This window comes from Microcoleus sp. T2B6 (assembly GCF_036700475.1).
GTDB lineage: Bacteria > Cyanobacteriota > Cyanobacteriia > Cyanobacteriales > Microcoleaceae > Microcoleus.
Map to the genome: position 1 here is coordinate 26,549 of NZ_JAUBOZ010000027.1, position 23,397 is coordinate 49,945.

Sequence of the window (23,397 nt, forward strand, 5' to 3'; positions counted from 1 at the left end):
ACGGGCTGCACAAACGAGCAGGTTTGGTCGATCCTCTTCGAGGGCTTCACCAACGGGCGATCGAGCCCAACCTGCAAGATTGTATAATTAAGTTAGACGACAGTTAAATAGCTCTAACCGAAACCCCTGAAACCCTAATAAATTGTAATTACCATGAATTTTATCAACCCCAAAACCGACTTTGCCTTTAAAAAAATATTCGGCTCGGATGACAGTAAAGACATTTTGATTAGTTTCTTAAATGCTCTCCTCTACGAAGCACAGCCCGTTATCGAAGATTTAGAAATTATCGACCCCTATTTAGCTCCAAACATTAAAGGCATCAAAGATACTTACTTGGATGTTAAAGCCAAGATTACTGGTGACAAAACTGTGATTATTGAAATGCAGGTTTTGAATGTAGAATACTTTCAGCAGCGGGTTTTGTATAATGCAACTAAAACTTATTCAATGCAGCTAAGCACAGGAAGTGGCTACAGCAATTTAAACCCTGTGATTGCTCTGACAATTACAGATTTTAAAATGTTTGAGAATATGGACACAGTGATTTCGCACTTCATCTTCAAAGAAAAGACATTTTTAGTAGATTATCTAGCGGATCAATTTGAGCTGGTATTTGTGGAGTTACCAAAATTCAACAAGGGACTAGATGAATTAGAAACCTTGACCGATAAGTGGATATACTTCATGAAAACAGCTCAAGCTTTACAGTCTGTTCCAGAAGAATTGGAAAATGTACAGGAACTGAAACAGGCTTTTAAAATTGCCAATAGAGCGAATCTAAATGCTCAGGAACTAGATGATTTAGAGAAGCGAGAAATCTTCATTCAAGACCAGCGTGGCTCCATTAGTCTAGCTACCAAAATAGCCCTTGCAGAAGGTATCGAGCAAGGTATCGAACAAGGTATCGAGCAAGGTATCAAACAAGGGAATTTGCGATTAATTACTCGCCAGTTGGAACGTAGTGTAGGCGCACTGTCGCCGGAGATCCAAGCCTGTATAAGTCAGTTATCCGTTGAGGAATTAGAGAGTTTAGGAGAGGCTGTATTAGACTTTGCCACCTTGTCAGATTTGACAGCTTGGTTGCAAGCACATAACAATCGTCAATAATTTGGTCAAATGGGTGTAGGGGCAATCCCCCGTGGTTGCCCTTATGGATTACCTATGTCACATTTGAGTCTGACCTGACATTGAAGCATCTAAAGTCGAAAATCCTATGAGCAAATTTGTGTTTGTGACTGGCGGCGTGGTTTCCAGCATCGGCAAGGGAATTGTCGGTGCTTCCTTGGGCCGCCTATTAAAGTCGCGGGACTATTCTGTCTCGATTTTGAAGCTAGACCCCTATATTAACGTTGACCCCGGCACTCTGAGCCCGTTTCAGCACGGAGAAGTCTTTGTCACGCAAGACGGTGCGGAAACTGACCTGGATTTGGGGCACTACGAGCGTTTTACCGATACTTCCATGTCTCGCCTCAATAGCGTCACCACGGGTTCCATTTATCAAGCGGTGATCAACAAAGAACGCCGCGGTGAGTATCAGGGGAGCACGGTGCAGGTGATTCCGCACATCACTAACGAGATTAAAGAGCGAATTCACCGGGTAGCAAAAAATACTAATCCCGATGTGGTGATTACGGAAATTGGCGGAACGGTGGGAGATATTGAATCTTTGCCGTTTTTGGAGGCAATTCGCCAGTTTCGCAAGGATGTCGGCCGGCAAAATGTTGTGTATATGCACGTCACGCTGATACCTTGGATTCCTTCGGCTGGGGAGATGAAAACTAAACCGACTCAGCATTCGGTGAAGGAATTGCGATCGATCGGCATTCAACCAGATATTTTAGTCTGTCGGTGCGATCGCCCGCTGTCTTTGGGCATGAAACAGAAATTGTCGGAATTCTGCAACGTCCCCGAAGAATGTGTCATCACCGCTCAAGATGCTAAAAGTATCTACGAAGTGCCGCTGATGATGGAACAGGAAGGTTTGGCCCAACAAACCCTCAATTTGCTGCAACTCGAACATCGCCAGCCAGATTTGCATCAGTGGCAAACTTTAGTCAACAGGCTTTACAGTCCCAATCACAAAATTGATATTGCTTTAGTTGGCAAATACGTGCGGTTGAACGATGCTTATCTTTCGGTGGTCGAAGCTTTGCGGCACGCGGCAATTGCGATCGGCTGCGACCTGAATTTACACTGGATTAACTCAGAAGATTTAGAATCGGGAAACCTCGATAATTATCTCAAAGGTATCAACGGCATTGTTGTACCGGGAGGTTTTGGGGTTCGGGGAGTTGACGGCAAAATAGCGGCGATCGAATATGCTAAACACCACAAAATTCCATTTTTGGGATTGTGTTTGGGGATGCAGTGTGCTGTGATTGAATGGGCGCGCAACATCGCCCAACTACAGGATGCCAACAGCGCTGAATTTAACCCAGATACAGCAAATCCGGTAATTAATTTATTGCCAGAACAGCAAGATGTAGTCGATTTGGGCGGTACAATGCGACTGGGTTTGTATCCGTGCCGTGTCAACCCAGACACGCTAGCTTTCAAACTTTATCAGAAAGAAGTGATTTACGAGCGGCACCGCCATCGGTACGAATTTAACAACGCCTACCGCAATCTTTTCTTAGAATCAGGTTATGCAGTCTCCGGTACATCTCCAGACGGCCGATTGGTAGAAATGATCGAATTTCCCAACCATCCCTTTTTCATAGCCTGCCAATTTCACCCCGAATTCCAATCTCGACCTAGCGCCCCCCACCCATTGTTTCAAGGGTTTATCCAGGCCGCTAGCATCCAGGGAAAGCAGGATGTTTTAGAAGATGAGGGTCGCGACTTGGTGGCTGGGAAAGTTGTCGCAAACTGATCTCATATCATGTGCGATCGATTAGTTCTGATATATTAGATGTCTGTAGGGGCGGTTCCGAGTAGACAATATTCAAATCGCCCAGACAATCGACATTACAAAACCCACCCAACAGACCAATAGGATTTGATAGGGGTCGCACTTACCGGACTAGATATCGGGCAGCATTCTCAACGAGTGAAAAACCTCCCCCCCAACCCCTATGCTAGGGCTGGGGGGCTAGTACCACAAGGGAGAAGGCAGAAGGCAGAAGGTAAAAATGCAATACGGTTCAGTTAAGCTCGATCCCCCCTAACCCCCCTTAAAAAGGGGGGGACAAGAACTTACTCAAAGTCAACCCCTACTCCCCTTCTTAAGGGGGATTTAGGGGGATCTCCGAGGAATAAATAGTTTTAACTGAACCGTATTGGGTAAAAATGCTGATATTTTTACTTAACTTTTTACGGATTTCAAGGGTGATACCAGTTTCAAAAAAAAAATGCAACTGTAGGCAACTTCCAAACCCCGATAGTCATCAGTCATGCCCAATCTAAAATCTAAAATCTAAAATCTAAAATGGTATGAGTTGTCAAATTATCCTAAAATACCAGGAAACACCGGTTTGAGGAGGCTTTGTGGCTTATTGGAGCAAAATTACTTATGAGAAAAGTACATACATAATTGACCTTGACACTATAAGTGCTTTTTCTAGCGAACTGGATAACAAGCGTATCACCTTTTGGCTGCCTAATAGCAGTCAGCCGATTATCCTCAATCCCCAAGGCAATTCTGAGGCTTACAAGCAAGTTCTCGATTACCTAAAAAAAACCATCGATCGCAATTCTAGAGGTTCGTGGATTAAAATTAATTATGACCGCAAAGAATTTGCGATCGATATGAGTCGAATTAGCTCTTTTGCTTGCGAACAGAACGGTCGGCTAAGCTTTTGCCTGCCTGACAGCGCAACTAATATTATTATCCTGCGCCAAAGCAACCCGGAAACTTATCAAGAAATTCAGGAATACATTAAAAATACGACTGGACAATCTCTGCCATGAAGAAGTCATTAGTCAGTAGTCAGTAGTCAGTAGTCAGTAGTCATTAGTCATTAGTCATTAGTCATGAGTCATTAGTCATTAGTCATTAGTCATTAGTCATTAGTCATTAGTTTAGAAGCATGAACAATGAAGGAGACTATGTTTAGTAACTCCTCACCTTCCTTCTATTTTTTTTTAGCTAAAGTGCTTAGGTTGCACTCTAATTTTAGTAAAAAAGCGCAGTAAAATGCGCTGTTTTTTTAAATTTTAACTATTGAACAAGCTGCCAAGCTAATTTGGCTGCCCCTACCATGCCTGCTTGATTGCCCAATTCAGCAACCAATAACTGCAAATCTTCGCGAGAACTCGGCAGTACACGTTGCTCAATTTCTTCTCGAACCTTCGGCAAGAAAAATTCTGCACCTGCACTAATTCCACCGCCGATAATAATAGCTTCCGGCGTCAAGATATAAATGAGACTTGCCAAACCGATACCCAGATAGCGCCCGTAATTTTGCCAGAATTCTAAAGCTTTGGCATCTGCCGACTTAGCTAGATTTGCTAATTCTAGCGGTTCCAAACCCGTTTCTCGGCGAATTGCTTGCACCGAAACGTACTGTTCTAAAGAACCGCGATTGCCGCTGTTGCACTCCGGGCCGTCGGGATTTATAGTAATCAATCCTAGTTCTCCGGCCGCGCCTTGATGACCTACAAATAGTTTGCCGTCTAGGATAACTGCGCCGCCGACTCCTGTACCTAAAGTTATTAAAATTAGGTCTTTAAATTGCCTTCCTGCGCCCAACCAAGCTTCTCCCAATCCGGCACAGTTGGCATCATTTGCTAATATTGTCGGCAGTCCGGTTTTAGCTTCCAACCAGTCAGCTAGGGGGACGTTATGCCAGTTTTTGAGGTTAATTGCTACTCTCGCTATGCGGCCGGCGGCGTCTGCGGGGCCTGGAGTACCGATGCCGATCGCACTTACACCATTTTCGACCGGATTAAGTTGTAAAATAGCATCGGTCATTGTAGCTAAAACGGCTTCTGGCGTTGCGGGTTGAGGGGTGGGGACAGTTAAGGATTGGTGACAAATGCCGTCTTCGCTAAATCTGCCGAGTTTAATTGCGGTTCCGCCTAAGTCAATGCCGATTACTTGTGTCATTCAATTTGGGTTTGGGATGGAAGAATTTGCGATTAATCCTAATAGGATAAATATTTTGTGTTATCCGCCTTGGCACCTTACAAATTCAGTGTTTAGTGAGGACTGAAGTCCTAAAAGTCCTATTTTAGTGTATAATAATTAGCGACGAAAACTGCGCTTAATTCTCAATAGTATCATACAGATCGCAATACCTAGCAAAAATTAGGGAGACAAGCGAGTTCGCCTATTTAATTTCGCCTAACTTACGTTGCGCTACCTCTCGGTTGTGCAAAGCATCGTGATAATCTGGTTGGAGAGCAATTGCCTGGGTATAAGATGCGATCGCCTCTTCAAATCTTCCTAAATTATACTGCTCATTCCCTCTCTCGCACCACGCTTTCGCCTCTACATTAACTTCCGATTCTGCCTCCGCAGCCTCAGCGCCTCTGCGGTTCACTTCCCCAGAAAAACCCAAACCATCCCCAACAAACACCGCCTCAATCACCCTCCCCTTTGTCTCCTCTTCCTCAACCTCCGGCAGCGGAAACCGTGTCAATATCTCCCGCCCAATTTGCCGCGCCACCTCTGACAATTCCCCACTGCCAATTCTACCTAACAATACCAGCCGCTGCGCTAATTCCTGAAGCGATGCCACCGCATCCGTAGGGGCGGTGCCCCCGTGCCCGCCCTCCTCAAACAATCTTTTCCCAAACCGTCGCAGCCAAGCAGCCAATTCACCATCTTTAAGGCGTTTTGCGATTAAGAATCCCGCTACATCTCCTCGACTCCAGCCGGCATTCACCCCTTCGAGAATTTCCATGAATTTCGATTCGTATTCCGCGTCAGTTAATGTTGGGCGGATGGCGGTATTTCCCGAAGGCGGGGAGGGTTTGCTTGGGGTTCCGAACAGCCGCTGAATTAGCCGTTTGAAGAATTGCAGAATTTTGTTGAGCATTTGTGAGGTTGCGAAGGTGGGGTATTTTCTATTTTATAGCAATTATCAAAAGTAGCATTGCATATAGATTGTCCGCGATATCTGTAGGGAGACGGCACTGTTGTGTCCGGGATTGCGACGCACAGCAAACAATCACATGAATAGGACTTACGCAATCATCCCAGGTATGGGGGCAACCGGGCGTGGGTTTTGCCCCTACAAAACACTATATATTGAGGCTGTGCGTAAGTCCTGATGAAGTAGAATTAATCTACTTTAAAAGCGGATAATACAGTTCTCCAGTTGAGTTGATATAACCGGCCCGATCGCCCGCTAAATCCCCCGTTCCCATAAATACATCAACTCTCCCCGCCCCTTTAATTGCACCGCCCGTATCCTGATCCAAAACGTACCGATTCACGGCATTTTGTTCGAGTTGTCCCGCCGCATTCGGATAAGGGAGTTTTGTACTAATTAATGCTAGTGCACCGGGTGGCATTAAAGCTTTGTCGGTGGCGATCGACCTTTCGGCAGTTACTGGCACTCCAATGCTTCCTGTGGCTGGAGCTCCATTACTATCCCGGAAGAATACAAAGCTTTCATTTTTCGGCAAATATTTGTTCATATCTGCGGGAAAGTTGGTAAAATATTCCCTTAGTTTCGGCAAAGTTAACTCTTCTAAAGTAAACTTTCCGTCTTTAACTAATTCTCGCCCGACTCCTGTATAACTGTGACTGGTTTTGCCTGCAAAACCGACGGTCATCTCGCTACCATCTGTTAGTTGCAATCTCGCAGAACCTTGGACGTGCACGAGAAATGCTTGGAATCGATCCCGCAACCAAACTAATTCTAATCCTCGCAGCAATCCTTTACTTGCCTGCAAAGCATCTGCGCCTTCTAATTGCAATCTTGTCGGGTGAGGTTTCGGCCAAGATGCCATGTTTGGCGGCATCCGGTACAGGGGATAACGGTATTCGGAATTCGGCGTGCGAGATGCTGCGTAAGTCGGCTCGAAATAACCTGTAAATGCGACTGTTCCCTTGCCATCTTTGCCCGTGGATTTGTAAAATACAAACTCGCGCTTGACAGATTCCTGAAGTTGTGCTGGGGTTGTGGAACTGACAACTAATTGGCGGAATCGATCGAGGGAACGGCGGACTCGATCGCGCGTAACTCCTGCTACTGGATAGCGGCTGTAAGCAGTGGCGGCGGCCGATGTATTGAGATAGCGGAGGCTGTGGTCGATCGACTTTAACAGCAATTCTTTATCGCCCGGTTTGCCATTTTCGCCCCAGATTTGAGCGTCAAAGGCGATCGACTCCAACCCACTCGCTTGTAATTGATTTACACTCATTGGTTGCAGGGGCGGGGCTGCAACGGCGGGCACCGAAAAAGCGATCGCCAAAACGCAACAGGCAATGGCTAATAGCTGATAGCGAAAAATCTTGCTCAATTTCCAATCTTCCCTACTGAATTGATTATTTTCCTTATTCATCGAATCGTTCGACGCTAGAAGTAAATATCGGTTCTACGCGAATTGCGAGAACGCTGGTAGGCCGAACTACCATGTATTCGCCTTGAATATTTTTAATCGGGACATTAAGAAATTCTCTTGAATCTTGTTTCGGCACCAGCGTACTGCTGTACCACTTTTGAAAATCTTGCAGCGTTGCGAAACGCACTTCTTCGCGGTGGCCGCCTTCAAGCAGCAGGTGCACGGAATATTCGCTGGGTGTTCTAGGCATAGCAGATGGGGAGAGTTGTTGGAGGACAATCTAAAATCTCAAATCTCAAATCTCAAATTGATGTGGTTGCCCTCAAGCAGCAGGTGCATGGAATATTCGCACTTGAGTTCTAGGCATATCTTTATTTTTGATTTTTGATTTTAAGCTTTTGGAACGATTCCATATTTTACATCTTCCTCGGCGCATTCCCTCATCTAGTAGGTTGGGTTGAGGGAGGGGGAGACGGGAGAGGGGGAGAGGGGGAGAGGGGGAGAAGGGGAGACGGGCAGGGCTGTTTCATTCTCTTGTAGGGGCAGCCCCCCGTGGCTGCCCCAATCTCTAAAACACGAGCAAATCGTGGATGGGGAGGGTAGGCACGGGGAGTAGGGGTAGCACTACAAGAGTCAAAATCATCGTTTTCTTGAGAATGAAACAGCCCTGGGGAGAAGGGGAGGGTGGGAGAGACCAGAGAGTTGTTGCAGGAAAATCTCAATCTAAAATCTAAAATCTAAAATCGATTGAGTTGTTGCAGGAAAATCTCAATCTAAAATCTAAAATCTAAAATCTAAAATCAATTGACGGCGGCCCCCATCTGCGGCTACGCTGTGAAAATAAGGCTGCTTTCCTCAAAGAGAAAGCAGCCCGCGTCGCTCAAAAATCTAGTTGCACTGCCCAAAGCTGCTACCAACAGCAATGGACAGCTAACCGCCAAACTGATTACGGCAGTATGGAGGCTAGTTGAGAATTTTAACATTCTCTGTAGCCGCCCTGCTCTGTGTTAACGTGCGGGGCGGCTGGGTTTTTGGGTTTTCCTAGAAAACCAAAAACCAGGAGACCATATTATGTCACAGGAATTCGTGCCTGACGATAACTTATCCGCGCGTCCAAATGACGACTCAGCAGTATCGGAACAGGAAGTCGTGCGGATAACGGTTGTCGGTTCCCGCGCAGCCGTGTTAGAAACCATCCACACCTTGTACCGACTGGGATTTGCGGCTGTTGGCGATTGGAGTCCGCCACAGCGAGGCGCACAGCCGGGACAAGTTATAAGCGTACTCATTCGCCGATCGCGCAAAGCCCAAAAATAGGCTGAAATACGCTAGGGACACGACACCGTGCCTTTCGTCGTGTCAACAAACACGTTAAACCCGCAGTCCGACAGGGGTTGAAACCCCTGCCTCAAAACTCAAGTCCTCGCTATGAGGACTCAGAAGAAGACTTTTAAACTCATTAGTCCTCTTGAGAGGACTTTAGCTATTAGACAGGGAATTCATTCCCTGGCGGACTGACGGGCGGGTGGGAGGACTGGCGGACGATGGGCTTAAGTTGACACGCTTTGCACAAGGTATTGCCGTGTCCTCCATCGCCGTGGCTACATGGCTATATCTACGATTGTCACATCCTCCGAGGGCGATGGCGTCCCGGCCCGCAAGATACGGGAAATTTCATCATCCAACCCGGTTAATTCTACCCGTTCCCCACAGTCAGGACACGCCTTGGCCGAAGTCTCTACAATGATTAATGTGGCGGAATACAGGGATTGTGTATTTTAGAACACGATTTGACCGCAACACTTAAAATAGTCTTGATTTACCGATCGACTGCACCCTTTTCTCATCAATATTTCTGGTTAGCTGGGGGTGTCTGTGGGCCGGAGTTCCGAGGTTCTGCTTCCAAAAGGCTGATAATGGTGCACAATTTCAAATTAACAACAAAACTTGCACTATTTTGAGTAAGCTTTGGGGGGAACAGCTTAGAAAGCCTGTTTCTAAGACTGATGCAAAATATCAAATTAATCCTCCACCTTGTCCAATTACTAATTACGAACCTATGCCCCGTCGTCAAGACTTAAAAAAGATTCTTCTTATTGGTTCCGGCCCAATTGTTATCGGTCAAGCGTGCGAATTTGACTATTCAGGAACACAAGCTTGCAAAGCTTTGCGAGAAGAAGGTTTTGAAGTAGTGTTGGTGAATTCCAACCCGGCAACGATTATGACCGATCCGGAAACTGCCGATCGCATTTACATCGAACCTCTAACGCCAGCCATCCTCGAACAAATCATCGCTAAAGAAAGACCTCAAGCAGTTTTACCGACTATGGGCGGTCAAACTGCGCTAAATTTAGCAGTAGCAGTCGCTAAAAATGGCGTTTTAGAAAAATACAACGTCGAGTTGATTGGTGCTAAGTTGCCAGCAATTGAAATGGCAGAAGATCGACTATTATTTAAGGAAGCGATGGCGCGAATTGGGGTCGCAGTTTGCCCTTCGGGAATTGCCAACACTCTCGACGAAGCCAAAGCAATTGGTCACCAAATCGGCAGTTATCCGTTAATTATTCGTCCTGCTTTTACAATGGGCGGCACGGGAGGCGGCATTTCTTACAATCAAGAAGAATTTGAAGAAATGGCACAAGGCGGGATTGATGCCAGTCCAGTATCGCAAATTTTGATCGAACAATCTTTGATTGGTTGGAAAGAGTACGAACTCGAAGTAATGCGGGATTTGGCAGATAATGTGGTGATTATTTGTTCGATCGAGAATCTCGACCCGATGGGCGTCCACACCGGCGATTCTATCACCGTCGCCCCGGCGCAAACTCTCACAGACAAAGAATATCAGCGCCTGCGGGATGCTTCGGTGAAAATTATTCGCGAAATCGGAGTTGAAACCGGCGGTTCCAATATTCAATTTGCCGTCAATCCTGTCAACGGAGATTTCATCGTTATTGAAATGAACCCTAGGGTTTCCCGTTCCTCCGCCTTGGCCTCGAAAGCAACTGGTTTCCCTATTGCCAAAATGGCTGCAAAATTAGCGGTAGGTTACAGTCTAGACGAAATTTCCAACGATATTACCAAGAAAACTCCGGCGTCTTTTGAGCCGACAATTGACTACGTGGTGACGAAGATTCCCCGATTTGCCTTTGAAAAGTTCCCCGGTTCCGAACCGACTCTGACAACGCAAATGAAGTCAGTTGGGGAGGTAATGGCGATCGGGCGCAGCTTCAACGAATCGTTCCAAAAAGCCCTGCGGGGATTGGAAACAGGCCGCGCGGGTTTCGGGTGCGACAAACCGGAAAAGTTACCGAGTTTGGAACAAATTCGCGCCGGATTGCGGACGCCAAATCCCGATCGCATTTTTACAGTTCGCCACGCGATGATGATGGGAATGTCGGTGGAAGATATCTTCGAGTTCACAGCAATCGATCCTTGGTTTTTGGATAAAATGCAGGAATTGCTGGAAACTGAGAAGTTCTTGAAACGAACCCGGTTGGAACAGTTCACAAAAGAGACAATGTTTGAAGTTAAGCAGTTGGGTTTTAGCGATCGCCAAATTGCTTACGCCACCAAAACATCGGAAGATCAAGTCCGCGCTTACCGCAAACAGTTAGGCGTAATTCCGATTTACAAAACCGTCGATACCTGTGCCGCTGAATTTGAAGCGTTTACACCGTATTATTATTCCACCTACGAAGCGGGAGCGGCAATTTGGGAATTGGGCGATGAAGAAAAGAAAGTTTCGCCTGTGGGCCACAGTCTCGCGCCGGAGTCGGAAGTTTTGCCTTCTACCAAACGAAAAGTGATGATTTTAGGTGGCGGGCCGAACCGGATCGGACAGGGAATTGAGTTTGATTACTGCTGCTGTCACGCTTCCTATTCCCTAGGAGAAGACGGCTTTGAGACAATTATGGTCAACTCGAACCCGGAAACGGTTTCGACGGATTACGATACGAGCGATCGCCTGTATTTTGAACCGCTAACAAAAGAAGATGTTCTCAACATCATCGAAGCCGAAAATCCAGAGGGAGTAATTATTCAGTTTGGCGGACAAACCCCGCTGAAATTAGCGCTGCCTTTACAAAAAGCTCTCGAAAATCACCCCGATGTACAAACAAAAATCTGGGGAACTTCGCCGGATTCCATTGATACTGCTGAAGACAGGGAGCGATTTGAAAAGATTCTGCGGAAATTGGATATTCAGCAAGCTGCTAACGGTTTAGCCCGTAGTTTTGAGGATGCTTTAATAGTAGCTCAACGCATCGGTTATCCGGTAGTGGTGCGACCGAGTTACGTGTTAGGCGGGCGAGCAATGGAAATTGTTTATTCCGATACGGAATTGGAACGTTACATGACCTATGCCGTGCTAGTAGAACCGGAGCATCCGATTTTAATTGATAAGTTCTTGGAGAATGCGATCGAGGTGGATGTCGATGCGATCGCCGATCTTACTGGCAATGTGACGATCGGCGGTATTATGGAGCACATCGAGGAAGCGGGAATCCACTCCGGCGACTCTGCTTGTTCTATCCCTTACCAAACGCTTTCTGATGCAGCTTTGGCAACAATCCGCCGCTGGACTGTAGAATTAGCAAAATCGCTGAAAGTGATCGGGTTGATGAATATTCAATTTGCCGTTCAAGGGGAAGAAGTTTTCATTTTGGAAGCTAACCCGCGCGCTTCTCGAACAGTGCCTTTTGTCTCCAAGGCGATCGGAGTTCCCTTAGCAAAAATGGCCTCGCGAGTCATGTCGGGCAAAACTCTAGAAGCTTTGGGTTTTACTGAAGAGATTATACCCACTCATGTTTCGGTAAAAGAAGCTGTATTGCCCTTTGCTAAGTTTCCGGGAACTGATACTTTGTTAGGGCCAGAAATGCGATCGACCGGCGAAGTCATGGGAATTGACACCGATTTTGGCAAAGCATTTGCCAAAGCTCAACTCGGTGCTGGACAAATGATGCCGCTGTTTGGAACTGTGCTGGTTTCGATGCGCGATCGGGACAAACTAGCAGTTGTACCCGTTGTCAAGGAATTCTTAGAATTGGGTTTCAGAGTAGTCGCAACCCACGGGACACGCAAAGTTTTGCAAGAGCAAGGTTTACAGGTAGATTTAGAATTGAAACTGCACGAAGGGCGGCCGAATTTGTTGGATTCGATCAAGAATGAGAAAATTCAACTAATTATCACCACGCCTTCCGGCGAAGAATCCCGCGCCGACGGCATCTTTATCCGCCGCACAGCTTTGACTTACAAAATCCCGATTATTACCACAATAGCCGGTGCCAAAGCGACAGCAGCGGGAATTCGATCGCTCAAATCCTACCCGATGGAAGTAAAAGCAATTCAAGACTATTACCCGCAAGCCTAGAGGGCGAAACACCCTATGTTTAGGGTGTGCAGCGCGGACTATTAGTGTCAACTGAAGCTTTTAGTCCGCCAGTCCTCCGGCTGACCCCAGAACTGTTTCATTCTCAGAAAAAGCAGGGTTTTGTAGGGGCGGTGCGACCCCTACTCCCCGTGCCCGCCCAGCCCATAGACGAGCGGGTCGGGGTTTCAGACTATCGGGGCAACCGGGCGTGGGATTGCCCCTACAAGAGAATGAAACCGCCCTGCCGTGCCCGCCCAGCCCATAGACGAGCGGGTCGGGGTTTCAGACATCGGGGCAACCACGGGGGGATTGCCCCTACAAGAGAATGAAACAGTCCTCTCGCTAACCAGGCAGCCCGCCAGGGAATGAATTCCCTGTCTTATAGCGAAAGTCCTCTCGAAGAGGACTGAAGAACTCATTAGTCCTGATAGCGAGGACTTTCGCTTTGAGGCACGGGTTTCAACAAGAGCCGGATTGAGGGTTTAACGTTAAGTTGACACCAATGGTCGCGCACCTTACCGTAAACATAAGGTGCCGCCACCAAAACCTAATCTGCATCGGAATCCAAAACTCCGCTAGACAGCATCAACCTCGGCCAAACTAACAAGAAAAAACCCATCCAAGCTAATAAAGGAATCGCGACTAAAACAGTTATCCAAACAGTTTTTAATAAAAACCAACTACCGCTAATCAGGCTAGTACCTGTCAAAAGAATCGACCAAGGTTGACACCACCAAGGTTTGTAACTCCAAGGACTAATAGCTTTTTGATTAGAAAGTTTTTTATCAGAAAGAGATTTCATATTTTTAGTGATTGTTTATGGAGAATAGTCGGGCTAGCTGGATTAACCGAAGTTAAACATTCATCACCTCTTCTGCTGTCAGCGTTAATTCGGGAAAAGTTCGCGACACAATTCGTTCACTGCCTTTAAACGCGCTTCTTTGATAGTTGCCATCTGCATCCAAAAGGTGAACAAATACAGTTGGCACTTTGGGATTTCCCAGAAATTCCCTGCTGCCAATTGCTAAATAATCTACAATCCAATATTCAGGAATTCCGAGGCGCCGATATTCGTCCAATTTGTCTATATAATCGTCCTCCCAATTAGTTGATGTTACTTCCACTGCCAGTTGAATTGGTTCCCGCAATGCAGCATACGCAGAACGGTTCGATCGCCACAAGTCGCGCTCTATTACGCTGACATCCGGTCTCCGCCCTTGTTCGATGCCGGCTTTACTTACAGTTCTGATAACGGCGGTATTTTTGACTACATAATTTAAACTTAGCCGTTTAATTTCATCTTTAAATGAGTCAGACGTAAAATCAGCAACATCCTCATGATTTCTTGTGGCATTCATCTCTACAATTTCTCCATTTACCAGTTCATATAGTCCATCTTCTGGACATTCTACAAGGAATTGGTCAAAGGTTAATTTTTGCGTGACTGTTGCAATCATAAGATTTATCCTTATTTTGCAGTAATACTATTAGTCTATATTACCACAGGCAGGAACAAATTTGTTTTTTTGACCGCAGACATCCAATTCTCAAGTCTAAAATATACAATCAAAAATCAAAAATCGATTCACGTAAATGGTAAAATACGATCGCCAGCGGGCAGATTGAGTTAAATATGTCACCTAGTTGCTAGGGTAGAAAGTAACAAACCTAGAAATCGAGCCACTCCCAGGTCAACCCCGAACCATGAGACTAGACGAAGCCGTAGAATTTGCCGAAAACCCAGAGCCGCGCTGTCCCTGCGTCCTCCTGCTGGACACCTCCGGCTCCATGCAAGGCGCACCGATAGATGCCTTGAATGAGGGGCTGGAAATTTTTAGGAATGACCTAATTAAAGACGAACTAGCTAAAAAGCGAGTCGAAGTCGCGATTATTTCGTTTGACAATCAGATCAAAGTCGTGCAAGACTTCGTTACCGCCGACCAGTTCGAGACGCCACTGCTGACAGCTCAAGGACAAACCCACATGGGCGCAGGCATTCAGCTAGCATTAGATACCATTGCCGCCCGCAAATCCGAATACCGCAACAACGGCATTACCTACTACCGCCCGTGGGTATTTATGATTACCGACGGTGAACCTCAAGGTGAATCCGACGATGTTGTGGAAATAGCAGCACAGCGGATTAAAGAGGAAGAAACTAACAAGCGGGTGGCATTTTTTGCAGTCGGAGTGGAAGGTGCTAATATTCCCCGTCTCGCGCAAATTGTCGATCGCACGCCTGTAAAATTGAAAGGATTAGACTTTAGAGAGATGTTCATCTGGCTGTCGGCTAGTATGCAGAGAGTTTCTCACTCAAAAATTGACGAACAAGTAGCACTGCCGCCACCCGGATGGGGAACTGTTTAGTCATTGGTCATTAGTCATTAGTCATTGGTCATTAGTCATTGGTCATTGGTCATTAGTCATTAGTCATTAGTCATTGGTCATTGGTCATTAGTCATTAGTCATTAGTCATTAGTCATTAGTCATTGGTCATTAGTGAGAGTGCCGTAGGGACACGGCACTGTCGTGTCCCTACAATGGCTAGTACCTACGAACCCAGAAAAGTGCTGTAATTAGGGATAAATAAACCCGTCCAGACTTTGCATAGTTGTGAATTTACGAAGTTTTGAGTTAAAGAGTTATTAATGCAGAATTCATCCTTTAATTGGCAAGTTGTAGCGGCATCGGTGATAGGTACGAGCCACGAAAAAAGAGCGCAGCCTTGTCAAGATGCCCACTGCTGGCGTCTCTTGCCAAACGGTGTTTTAGCGGCAGCGGTTGCCGACGGTGCGGGCTCGGCAGCACTCGCAGAAGTTGGGGCAAAAATTGCTGTGGAAGCGGTTGTCGAAACGATTTCCCAGCAACAGGAAAGGCTGCCTGAAACTGACGACGAATGGCAGGTATTCTTGACAGCATCACTGCAAGTTGCGCGGGCACAGGTGGAAGCAGAAGCGGCAGTGCGGGAAGTGGCTGCGAGAGATTTAGCCTGCACTTTAATTGCGGTTGTTGCTACACCAGAATTAATCGCAGTTGCTCAAATCGGCGACGGTGCGGCGGTAGCAGGTGATAGTGCAGGAAATGCGATCGCCCTGACAGTACCCCCCTGCGGCGAATACATCAACGAAACTATCTTTTTGATTTCGCCGAATGCGATCGAAACAGCCCAATTTCAGGTACTGCGGGAAAAACTGCCGCACTTAGCCGTTTTTTCCGACGGCTTGCAAATGCTAGCTCTCAAAATCCCAGAAGGCACGCCGCACAAGCCGTTTTTTGCGCCTTTGTTTCGGTTTTCTGGCGAGTGGAAAGAAGAGGAAGATGCAAAACAGCAGTTAGAGTCATTTTTGCGATCGCCCCGCGTTTCCGAACGCACCGATGATGACTTAACATTATTGTTAGCAACTTTTTCGACCAATGTCTAGTCTGTTCAACTTGAGATATTGCACCATTCTCAAGAACAGGCAAGATGCCTGTTCCACAAAAGATAAATTTTCTTGTGGAACAGGCATCTTGCCTGTTCAGAAAAGGCTTATTGAGAATGGTGCAAGATGTGATCTCAACTCCACTTACAAAAAGCGGATAAAAAATTATGACAAATCCACGAATTAGTGCCAGAAGCTTGTTGCGAGAAACATTTGCTACTACGAAACCTATATACGCTCCCCTGTTGACAATCAATTTTCCCAATTTTATATTGGTCGCGCTCAATAGTTTTGGCAATCTCGGTTCAGCAGGTGTTCTTTTCTTTATCTACTCGTTCGTGGCAGTTCCTTTATTTTCGGGAGCCATGATTTTCTACACTTACCGAAGTTTGACTCGAAATCAAGTAACTGTGGGTCAGGCTTTCAATCAAGCAAGCAGAAGATTGCTGCACCTTATTTTGGCTTATATTTTGTTTGTGGGGGTGGTGTTTGCAGGCTTCATTGCACTAATAATTCCCGGTCTTTATGTATCATATCGCTTAACATTTTCATTGTACGCTACCGTCATTGATAACTCTTCGGCGGTGGACAGTCTTAGCAGCAGTTGGAAATTAACTAAAGGGCGCTGGTGGTTGCTATTTCGAGCGATTTCTCTGATTGTTTTGCTGGTTTTTGTGCCAATAATATTGATTTCCCTATTAATCGATCCGACGGCCAAATCCGTAGGATATCAGCTTACAAGTAATCTACTCGGATTTTTAGCCGGGCCGTTGATGAATGTTTATTTGGTTTTATTGTACCTGCGCCTGCGGGAATCGGCAGCAACTATTCAATAGACATCTCCGAAAAATCAAGTCCAGGGCTGTCAGGATACCTACCCCACAAAAATTGTTAGCGCTGTCTCGCGAGCGGTGAAAATTTGGCGCGGTTCTATAATAAAATCGAGGTGTCAACAATTTTGCTTTAGTTTGTACAGTAGGTCGTCATTTGCAAGCACAAGAGATTAAGGATCAGCTCAACTCCCTAATTAGCGACGCAGATCTAATAGATCCGAGTTTAGCGAGAAGATTGGATGAAATCAATCGCTGGGTGAAAGATATTAAACCCGGTTCGCTAACGGCTAAAAAATTTGTGATGGCTTTTTTACTGCAGCTTATCCGAGATTCTCAGGTTTGGCTGGCAGTTCAATCTCTACCTTCGGAAAGAGAACAGCAAGCCGCGTTTGAGTTAATGACGCCGGGAGAAAGGTATTGGTACAGCTATCTATTTCCTAAATGGCTGAGCGAAAACGATCGCAAATTTTACATCTGGAAACAAAAACTCAAGGCCGGCCAATTCGATCCGGGAGATGATCTCGTGATTCGTGCGATCGCAGCCCGAATTGTCGATCGGCAAGGCACTGTTTTGTATCGATATGTTGCAGACCTTTCTATGGCAACCGATTCCATCGTTAGCAACCGCCAACAGCAGCCCCTCTGCATTCAAGTCACTACTCTTTCGGATGAGTTTTCTGAACTAAAATATCAAAATTGGCAACAAACTCTTCAAGCTTGGGGGATTGACAGAGGATTATTCTTAAGTTATGATAAAAATGATGCAAATTTCTTGAACCAGTTAGTTAACATTGCATTATATAATAGTGATAATTTGCCCGCAGGTCGTTACCTCAAGTTCCCGTAAATCAAGCAGATATGCTGCTGAGAATAGTTCGACTGCTCCAAACTCCGTGAAAAAAAAAATTTGACTAACTCACATATTGCACAATTCTCGACAATGGCAAAAGCCTAGTCCCCAGACAGCTTCCCGCAAAAGGGAAGGCGGAGCAAGATTCTTCCTCCCCTTTTCTGGTTCCGGGAGGGGTCTGCCAGACGGCGACAACAGGTGCTTGATACCAAGGCTAAGCAGGGAAGATTTACCGCAGCAATCAATCTTGTTAAATAACTAGCAACTCGGCATAAATTGAATTGAGATTTGATTTAATCGCCGTGGAATTGTGGAAAAAAAAATCAAATTACATCAAAATCAAATACTATGACTGTACAAGGTACGAGCATCGTTGAAAATAACTTGCAAAAAGTCTGGGAAGAACTGGAAGCAGCCCGAAAAATGCAGGATGACTGGATGAATTACGGGGTAGATTTTGTGGATTTGTATGTGGAAGATGCTGGCGGGGAGTGGTTGGAAAAGTGGGGAAAATGTGAAGAAGAATTAGAGCTAATAAAAAATAAAAAGGTAGATATTGAAGCAGTCAAAGCAGCGATCGACCTTTCCAGCTTTCAGCAGACAAAACTGCTGGAAATTGCCTTGAATTGCCGTTACTCTACCAGCTATTACTCCGATCGCCCCCTGGAGTCTCCCGCTTGGCAAGAGGTTAAGTACAAACGGCTGTCACTTTTAGGCGCAGCGATTTTCGGTGCTGTTGTTACCGATTACCTCTACCGCGAATATCCAGAACTCGATCCCGATGCTATCTCAACCTTAAAAGCTCGTTTAGCAGATCCGAAAAAACTGGCGGATTTTGCACAAAATCTGAAATTAAACGAACTCGGTTGGCGCGTCTGGAATGGGAAAGAAGCCGACAAAAGCGAGCACACTAGGAATTTTTTGGAGGCTTTTGAAGCTTTGTTTGGCGCGATTTACTTGGAGTTGAATCGCGATTTTTTCCGTGGGGGAAACTGGCTGATTCAGCACTTGATTGAACCCAACGTTAGCCAGCATGAGGATCTAACTCAGCCGCGACAAGTAGGGCCCGAAAACGAGGTGAAACGGCGGGAAATCCTCGGTGCGGATATTCTAGATGCGATCGCGATCGACTATTTGTACAACCGCTTTCCCGAACGCAACGCCAGCCAGCTAACTCGCTGGAAAAATATGTTAGTAGCCAAAGAGATTTTCCCCAAAGACTTTAAGGCAAAACTAGGCAGTCAGTACCTGGAATTGAGAAGCAATTTCTCGCGTACCCGCGACTGGTTGGTGGATAACTTTATCCAAACCGCCGTTGACGAACTGGAAGAGGAAACAGGCGATCGACTAAAATAAAATCAACTTGTCAAAAAAATTGGGGAAACAGCAATGGTTACACAACTGCAATCTCCCGAAAAATCAAATATCATCTACCCCGACGATAACGGCGAACCGATGTCAAACAATACGGATCAGTTTCGATTAATTGTTTGGATTAAAGAAAACTTAGAATTGCTGTTTGCCGATGATCCAAATGTTTTTGTAGCAGGTGACTTGCTTTGGTATCCGGTGGAAGGAAATAATAAACTTTGCCAAGCACCAGATGTGATGGTAGTTTTGGGCAGATCAAAAGGATATCGAGGTTCCTACCAACAGTGGCATGAAGATAATATTGCACCGCAAGTCGCGTTTGAAATTTGGTCGCCGGGAAATCGTCTGACTCCGATGATTGAAAAATTCAGATTCTACGAACGCTACGGCGTGGAAGAATACTATTTGTACGACCCGCAAACATTAGAACTGACAGGATGGTTGCGGGTTGAGTCACAATTAGAAGCGATCGAACAAATGGACGGTTGGGTAAGTCCCAGACTGGGAGTGCGGTTTCAATTATCAGAAACAGGACTCGAAATGTTCGGGCCATCTGGAGAACCGTTTAGGAGTTTTGTGGAACTCGATCGACAGATCCAGCAAGCCGAGGCGCGGGCCGAACAGGCAGAAATGCTGCTGGAACAAGAACGATCGCGATCGCAAGCTTTGGAATCAAGACTCCGAGAAATGGGCATCGATCCCAATCTATTGTAAGCAAAACTGCAAAATTGAACTATTGTGGAACAGGCCCTCGTAGCCTGTTGCTGAGTTTTCCAGGGCGGGCTCTCCTGCCCAACCCACAATAAAATAGAATTATCGTGGAACAGGCCCTCGTAGCCTGTTGCTGAATTTTCAAGGGCCGGCTCTCCTGCCCAAGCCCTACTCCCCACAATAAAATAGAATTACGGATCTATCAGTGGGGTAGCTTTCTTTAATCTAAAATCCAAAATCTAAAATCTAAAATCGATTGATGCCCCCATACCCTAAGCGAATTCTATGCAGTTGCAGCGCCAATTTAGCGGACAACTGATTGCGATCGACACCAAAACCGCGATCGCCAGCGGGGGTGAAGGCCGCATCTACCCGATCGCCCAAGACTCGTCCCTTGTAGCAAAAATCTACCACAAACCGACAGACGAAGACGGCGACAAACTCACAGTCATGTTCAGTATGCCGCCGGATGCGCCGATCGCGGAACCGGGACACGCTTCCATTGCTTGGCCGATCGATTTGCTGCATACTGTCGGCGGGCGAGAAAAAATCGTCGGTTTTGTGATGCCGCGCGTCAACAAAGTGATGCCGGTACACACTTTCTACACTCCCAAAACCAGGCGCGAACAAAAACCGCTATTTAGCTATCTTTACCTCCACCGTACCGCCAGAAATCTCGCCTCGGCTGTAAACGCCCTCCACGTCAGGGGTTACGTCATCGGCGACGTAAACGAGTCGAACATTCTCGTGACGGATACGGCGTTGGTAACGCTGGTAGACACCGATTCGTTTCAAGTGCGCGATCCTTATACGGGTTACGTTTATCGGTGTCCCGTGGGGAAACCGGAGTTTACGCCGCCGGAGTTGCAGGGGCAGACTTTCCGCGATATCGATCGATCTCCAGAGCACGATTTGTTCGGTTTAGCCGTATTAATTTTTCAATTGCTGATGGAAGGTACGCATCCGTTTTCGGGAGTTTATCTCGGTAGCGATGAACCGCCGTCTTTGGAAGCAAGAATTCGATCGGGCCATGTCCCCGGATGCAGTAGGGGCGGTGCCCCCGTGCCCGCCCGCTACCGCCCGATGCCCGCTGCGCCTCCTTTTGAGATGCTGCATCCGCGGCTGCGGCAGATGTTTATCCGCTGTTTTGAGGAAGGGCACGGCAATCCTTCGGCGCGCCCGGATGCGAAAACTTGGGTGAATGCGATTCGGGAAGCCGAAGATGCTTTGGTAACTTGCAGCAAAAACAGTCAGCATAAGTACGGAAATCATCTCAGTCGCTGCCCTTGGTGCGATCGGGCAAAACTCCTCAAAGGCCGCGATCCGTTTCCTTCGCGGCAAGCAGTCAGCAACGGATTGCACTTGCAGCCCGCGAAAATCAAGCGTAAAAAGCCCCAACCCCCGCCCGTCGTAAGGGAGCCCGCAGTCCGCCGGCAACAGCCCGCCACGGGGCTGCCGCGCCCCATCGGCCAGTACGCAGTGCCGTTGCTACCGATGCCGATGTCTTCTCGGAGTCGGACTCCTGCGCCTCAGCTTCCCGTGGGCAAGTTTGAGCGCATTGTTCAGGATGCTGCTTGGGGTGGTGTTTGGGGGAGTTTGTGTTTGGCGGCGATCGGGGGGATTTATTCGGTAATAGCTGAGGGCGGCGGGGCTATTTTGGGGGCGATTTTTGTTGGTACGATTTGGGGCTGTTTTTTTGGGATGATGTGGGGCGTTTTTACTTTGCCGCCGAATCAGATTTGGCGGAAGTGGGGGGGAGTTTTGGTGGGGGCGGCTTGGGGGGCTTTTTTGTTGGCGGCGATCGGCGGTGCGGTGTTTGGGGCGATTAATAGCACTCCGGGAATCGGGGAGAGGATTTTGGCTGGGGCGGGGGTTGGTACTGTCTGGGGCTGTGTTTGGGCGAGTTTTCGGCCTCCTCTGGCGCTGCCGGCGGGGAGGGTGTGGGGCCGGCGGGGAGGGTATTTGGGGGCGGTCTGGGGCTCGTTTGTGGGGACTCTGGCTGGTGTTTTTTTGGGGGCTGGGCTGGTGGTTTGGCAGCAATACGGTGTCCAGATGCGGCCGGTGGATGAGTTTGCGCGTTTGCTGCTGGGTGTGGCGATCGTGGCTGCTGGTGTGGGTTCTGTTGGGGGTGTGGTTTCTGGAGGTTTGTTAGGTTTGTGCGGGTTTGCGCCGAAGCTGCCGATTTCGTTTCAGCCTTCGGGGGTGAGGGGTGGGGCTTTGGGGGCGATTTGGGGCAGTTTTTTGGGGACTTTTGCGGGTGCTGTGTTGGGGGCGCTGGTGTCTGCGATGTTTCCGGCTGTTAGCGCTGGGGTGCCGGTGGAGTTGGGGCCTGTGGCGGGGGCGATCGTGGGGGCTGGTTTGGGGGCGATTTGGGGCGTGGTTTCGGGTACTGTTTGGGGGGCTTTGGGTAAGTGGTGATTCGGTTGATGTCTGTTTTTGGGTGGAAAATGCGTCTATGCCTAGGTGTAAAAATCGAGGGGTTAATTTTTGGGGCTATAATGTATATGCTCTAAGGGTTTGAGGCAGTTCAAGCAATAAAATGGTAGACGCAATCGCTGGAATCTATGCAGGACAAGGGTTTGAGGGCTGTCTGAAAAGTTGGGTATTGACAAGTCGAAGGCTGAAATGGTACTTTTGTTTTATGCAGACGCAAATGAACGTTGAAAACCAAATACAGCAAGGCTTCTGGAACGGGCAGCCGCAATTAACCAAACTCCCTATCAGGGATTGAAACCTTTATTGCCCCATTTCTTAACGCCGTTATGCCAGCCGCAATTAACCAAACTCCCTATCAGGGATTGAAACGTAGCCTCTACTCCTCTCCTCACTACTGATTTTTGCCGCAATTAACCAAACTCCCTATCAGGGATTGAAACGCTGGTGACTGCTAGACAACTGCTAGACACTTGCCGCAATTAACCAAACTCCCTATCAGGGATTGAAACGAGAGAATTTACTCTCGGAAAAACTGAGAAAAATGCGCCGCAATTAACCAAACTCCCTATCAGGGATTGAAACACATAAAAAGTACATCGGCAAAAGCTCAGAGTTAAGGCCGCAATTAACCAAACTCCCTATCAGGGATTGAAACCTTCGATCGCACTCTCCATACTTTTTTTCCCAGGCCGCAATTAACCAAACTCCCTATCAGGGATTGAAACGTATTGAGCAGCCTCTTCCTCGTCTTCGTCGTCTTCGTGCCGCAATTAACCAAACTCCCTATCAGGGATTGAAACCCCAAGTTAATTGCATTACTAGCATTAGTGTTACTTGTTAAAGCCGCAATTAACCAAACTCCCTATCAGGGATTGAAACTCTGCCTTCAATATCAGCTCGCAGACTGCCACGCAGCCGCAATTAACCAAACTCCCTATCAGGGAT

19 protein-coding genes and 1 CRISPR repeat array (1 of these 20 running past the window's edge) are annotated in these 23,397 nt (G+C 47.1%); of the genes, 13 read left to right on the forward strand and 6 right to left on the reverse strand.

Going from position 1 to position 23,397, the window contains the following annotated elements; all coding sequences use genetic code 11:
* Window positions 1–153 precede the first annotated feature (153 nt).
* The 3 genes from QUA00_RS14420 (at window position 154) to QUA00_RS14430 (ending at window position 3,912) form a co-directional block, all read left to right on the forward strand.
* Entirely contained in the window at window positions 154–1,110 is a 957-nt protein-coding gene (locus QUA00_RS14420; RefSeq protein ID WP_333410047.1) for an Rpn family recombination-promoting nuclease/putative transposase, read from the forward strand.
* A gap of 106 nt (window positions 1,111–1,216) precedes the next feature.
* Window positions 1,217–2,875 carry a CTP synthase gene (locus QUA00_RS14425; protein WP_333143212.1) on the forward strand — a complete coding sequence of 553 codons (1,659 nt, stop codon included), beginning with the start codon at window positions 1,217–1,219 and terminating at the stop codon, window positions 2,873–2,875.
* A 614-nt stretch (window positions 2,876–3,489) separates the two neighbouring features.
* Complete coding sequence (locus QUA00_RS14430) at window positions 3,490–3,912, forward strand: hypothetical protein (protein WP_333104639.1); 423 nt, start codon at window positions 3,490–3,492, stop codon at window positions 3,910–3,912.
* Between the two features lie 250 nt (window positions 3,913–4,162).
* Here QUA00_RS14430 and QUA00_RS14435 read toward each other — a convergent pair whose 3' ends face one another.
* From QUA00_RS14435 to QUA00_RS14450, 4 genes are all read right to left on the reverse strand, one after another.
* Window positions 4,163–5,050, reverse strand: coding sequence for an ROK family protein (locus QUA00_RS14435; protein ID WP_333286050.1), 888 nt, complete (start codon window positions 5,048–5,050; stop codon window positions 4,163–4,165).
* A gap of 223 nt (window positions 5,051–5,273) precedes the next feature.
* The gene (locus QUA00_RS14440) at window positions 5,274–5,984 is read right to left on the reverse strand and encodes a tetratricopeptide repeat protein (RefSeq protein WP_333410048.1); all 711 of its coding nucleotides are present in this window, start codon (window positions 5,982–5,984) and stop codon (window positions 5,274–5,276) included.
* A 250-nt stretch (window positions 5,985–6,234) separates the two neighbouring features.
* Window positions 6,235–7,458: a murein transglycosylase A gene (locus QUA00_RS14445; protein WP_333410049.1), complete on the reverse strand. Its 1,224-nt coding sequence runs from the start codon at window positions 7,456–7,458 to the stop codon at window positions 6,235–6,237.
* Entirely contained in the window at window positions 7,451–7,708 is a 258-nt protein-coding gene (locus tag QUA00_RS14450; RefSeq protein WP_333040861.1) for a hypothetical protein, read from the reverse strand. Before QUA00_RS14450 ends, QUA00_RS14445 begins: the two co-directional genes overlap by 8 nt.
* 554 nt (window positions 7,709–8,262) lie before the next feature.
* Here QUA00_RS14450 and QUA00_RS14455 point away from each other — a divergent pair.
* The 3 genes from QUA00_RS14455 to carB all read left to right on the forward strand — a co-directional run bounded on the left by QUA00_RS14455 (window position 8,263) and on the right by carB (window position 12,829).
* Window positions 8,263–8,469 carry a hypothetical protein gene (locus QUA00_RS14455; RefSeq protein WP_333410050.1) on the forward strand — a complete coding sequence of 69 codons (207 nt, stop codon included), beginning with the start codon at window positions 8,263–8,265 and terminating at the stop codon, window positions 8,467–8,469.
* A gap of 60 nt (window positions 8,470–8,529) precedes the next feature.
* A complete protein-coding gene (locus QUA00_RS14460) occupies window positions 8,530–8,775 on the forward strand; it encodes a hypothetical protein (protein WP_333410051.1) in 246 nt (81 codons plus the stop codon).
* Window positions 8,776–9,517: 742 nt separating this feature from the next.
* A complete protein-coding gene (gene carB / locus QUA00_RS14465; protein ID WP_333410071.1) occupies window positions 9,518–12,829 on the forward strand; it encodes a carbamoyl-phosphate synthase large subunit in 3,312 nt (1,103 codons plus the stop codon).
* A 547-nt stretch (window positions 12,830–13,376) separates the two neighbouring features.
* Here the strand turns inward: carB and QUA00_RS14470 are convergent.
* Complete coding sequence (locus QUA00_RS14470; protein ID WP_333244344.1) at window positions 13,377–13,631, reverse strand: DUF6737 family protein; 255 nt, start codon at window positions 13,629–13,631, stop codon at window positions 13,377–13,379.
* A gap of 52 nt (window positions 13,632–13,683) precedes the next feature.
* Window positions 13,684–14,286 carry a Uma2 family endonuclease gene (locus QUA00_RS14475; protein ID WP_333410052.1) on the reverse strand — a complete coding sequence of 201 codons (603 nt, stop codon included), beginning with the start codon at window positions 14,284–14,286 and terminating at the stop codon, window positions 13,684–13,686.
* A gap of 247 nt (window positions 14,287–14,533) precedes the next feature.
* On the opposite strand from QUA00_RS14475, the gene QUA00_RS14480 reads away from it, so the two are divergent.
* The 7 genes from QUA00_RS14480 (at window position 14,534) to QUA00_RS14510 (ending at window position 22,434) form a co-directional block, all read left to right on the forward strand.
* A complete protein-coding gene (locus QUA00_RS14480) occupies window positions 14,534–15,196 on the forward strand; it encodes a VWA domain-containing protein (RefSeq protein WP_333143204.1) in 663 nt (220 codons plus the stop codon).
* A gap of 281 nt (window positions 15,197–15,477) precedes the next feature.
* Window positions 15,478–16,251 carry a PP2C family serine/threonine-protein phosphatase gene (locus QUA00_RS14485; protein WP_333308488.1) on the forward strand — a complete coding sequence of 258 codons (774 nt, stop codon included), beginning with the start codon at window positions 15,478–15,480 and terminating at the stop codon, window positions 16,249–16,251.
* Window positions 16,252–16,418: 167 nt separating this feature from the next.
* Window positions 16,419–17,087, forward strand: coding sequence for a hypothetical protein (locus QUA00_RS14490; protein ID WP_333410053.1), 669 nt, complete (start codon window positions 16,419–16,421; stop codon window positions 17,085–17,087).
* 151 nt (window positions 17,088–17,238) lie between these two features.
* The gene (locus tag QUA00_RS14495; RefSeq protein ID WP_333143201.1) at window positions 17,239–17,931 is read left to right on the forward strand and encodes a hypothetical protein; all 693 of its coding nucleotides are present in this window, start codon (window positions 17,239–17,241) and stop codon (window positions 17,929–17,931) included.
* Window positions 17,932–18,282: 351 nt separating this feature from the next.
* Window positions 18,283–19,290 (forward strand): ribonuclease III domain-containing protein, encoded by a 1,008-nt coding sequence (locus QUA00_RS14500; RefSeq protein ID WP_333410054.1) that lies wholly within the window; start codon window positions 18,283–18,285, stop codon window positions 19,288–19,290.
* A 33-nt stretch (window positions 19,291–19,323) separates the two neighbouring features.
* On the forward strand, window positions 19,324–20,019 hold the full coding sequence (locus tag QUA00_RS14505; protein ID WP_333410055.1) for a Uma2 family endonuclease: 696 nt from the start codon (window positions 19,324–19,326) through the stop codon (window positions 20,017–20,019).
* A gap of 282 nt (window positions 20,020–20,301) precedes the next feature.
* On the forward strand, window positions 20,302–22,434 hold the full coding sequence (locus tag QUA00_RS14510; RefSeq protein WP_333143198.1) for a DNA-binding protein: 2,133 nt from the start codon (window positions 20,302–20,304) through the stop codon (window positions 22,432–22,434).
* Window positions 22,435–22,713: 279 nt separating this feature from the next.
* Window positions 22,714–23,397: a CRISPR direct-repeat array (repeat unit 37 nt; unit sequence GCCGCAATTAACCAAACTCCCTATCAGGGATTGAAAC); it runs 3,063 nt beyond the window's last position.

Coding starts and splice junctions, on each gene's coding strand:
- QUA00_RS14510 (WP_333143198.1), top strand. CDS start 20,302: ATGCAGTTGCAGCGCCAATTTAGCGGACAACTGATTGCGATCGACACC.
- QUA00_RS14420 (WP_333410047.1), top strand. CDS start 154: ATGAATTTTATCAACCCCAAAACCGACTTTGCCTTTAAAAAAATATTC.
- carB (WP_333410071.1), top strand. CDS start 9,518: ATGCCCCGTCGTCAAGACTTAAAAAAGATTCTTCTTATTGGTTCCGGC.
- QUA00_RS14470 (WP_333244344.1), bottom strand. CDS start 13,631: ATGAAATCTCTTTCTGATAAAAAACTTTCTAATCAAAAAGCTATTAGT.
- QUA00_RS14480 (WP_333143204.1), top strand. CDS start 14,534: ATGAGACTAGACGAAGCCGTAGAATTTGCCGAAAACCCAGAGCCGCGC.
- QUA00_RS14485 (WP_333308488.1), top strand. CDS start 15,478: ATGCAGAATTCATCCTTTAATTGGCAAGTTGTAGCGGCATCGGTGATA.
- QUA00_RS14475 (WP_333410052.1), bottom strand. CDS start 14,286: ATGATTGCAACAGTCACGCAAAAATTAACCTTTGACCAATTCCTTGTA.
- QUA00_RS14505 (WP_333410055.1), top strand. CDS start 19,324: ATGGTTACACAACTGCAATCTCCCGAAAAATCAAATATCATCTACCCC.
- QUA00_RS14450 (WP_333040861.1), bottom strand. CDS start 7,708: ATGCCTAGAACACCCAGCGAATATTCCGTGCACCTGCTGCTTGAAGGC.
- QUA00_RS14440 (WP_333410048.1), bottom strand. CDS start 5,984: ATGCTCAACAAAATTCTGCAATTCTTCAAACGGCTAATTCAGCGGCTG.
- QUA00_RS14435 (WP_333286050.1), bottom strand. CDS start 5,050: ATGACACAAGTAATCGGCATTGACTTAGGCGGAACCGCAATTAAACTC.
- QUA00_RS14445 (WP_333410049.1), bottom strand. CDS start 7,458: ATGAATAAGGAAAATAATCAATTCAGTAGGGAAGATTGGAAATTGAGC.
- QUA00_RS14425 (WP_333143212.1), top strand. CDS start 1,217: ATGAGCAAATTTGTGTTTGTGACTGGCGGCGTGGTTTCCAGCATCGGC.
- QUA00_RS14500 (WP_333410054.1), top strand. CDS start 18,283: ATGACTGTACAAGGTACGAGCATCGTTGAAAATAACTTGCAAAAAGTC.
- QUA00_RS14490 (WP_333410053.1), top strand. CDS start 16,419: ATGACAAATCCACGAATTAGTGCCAGAAGCTTGTTGCGAGAAACATTT.
- QUA00_RS14460 (WP_333410051.1), top strand. CDS start 8,530: ATGTCACAGGAATTCGTGCCTGACGATAACTTATCCGCGCGTCCAAAT.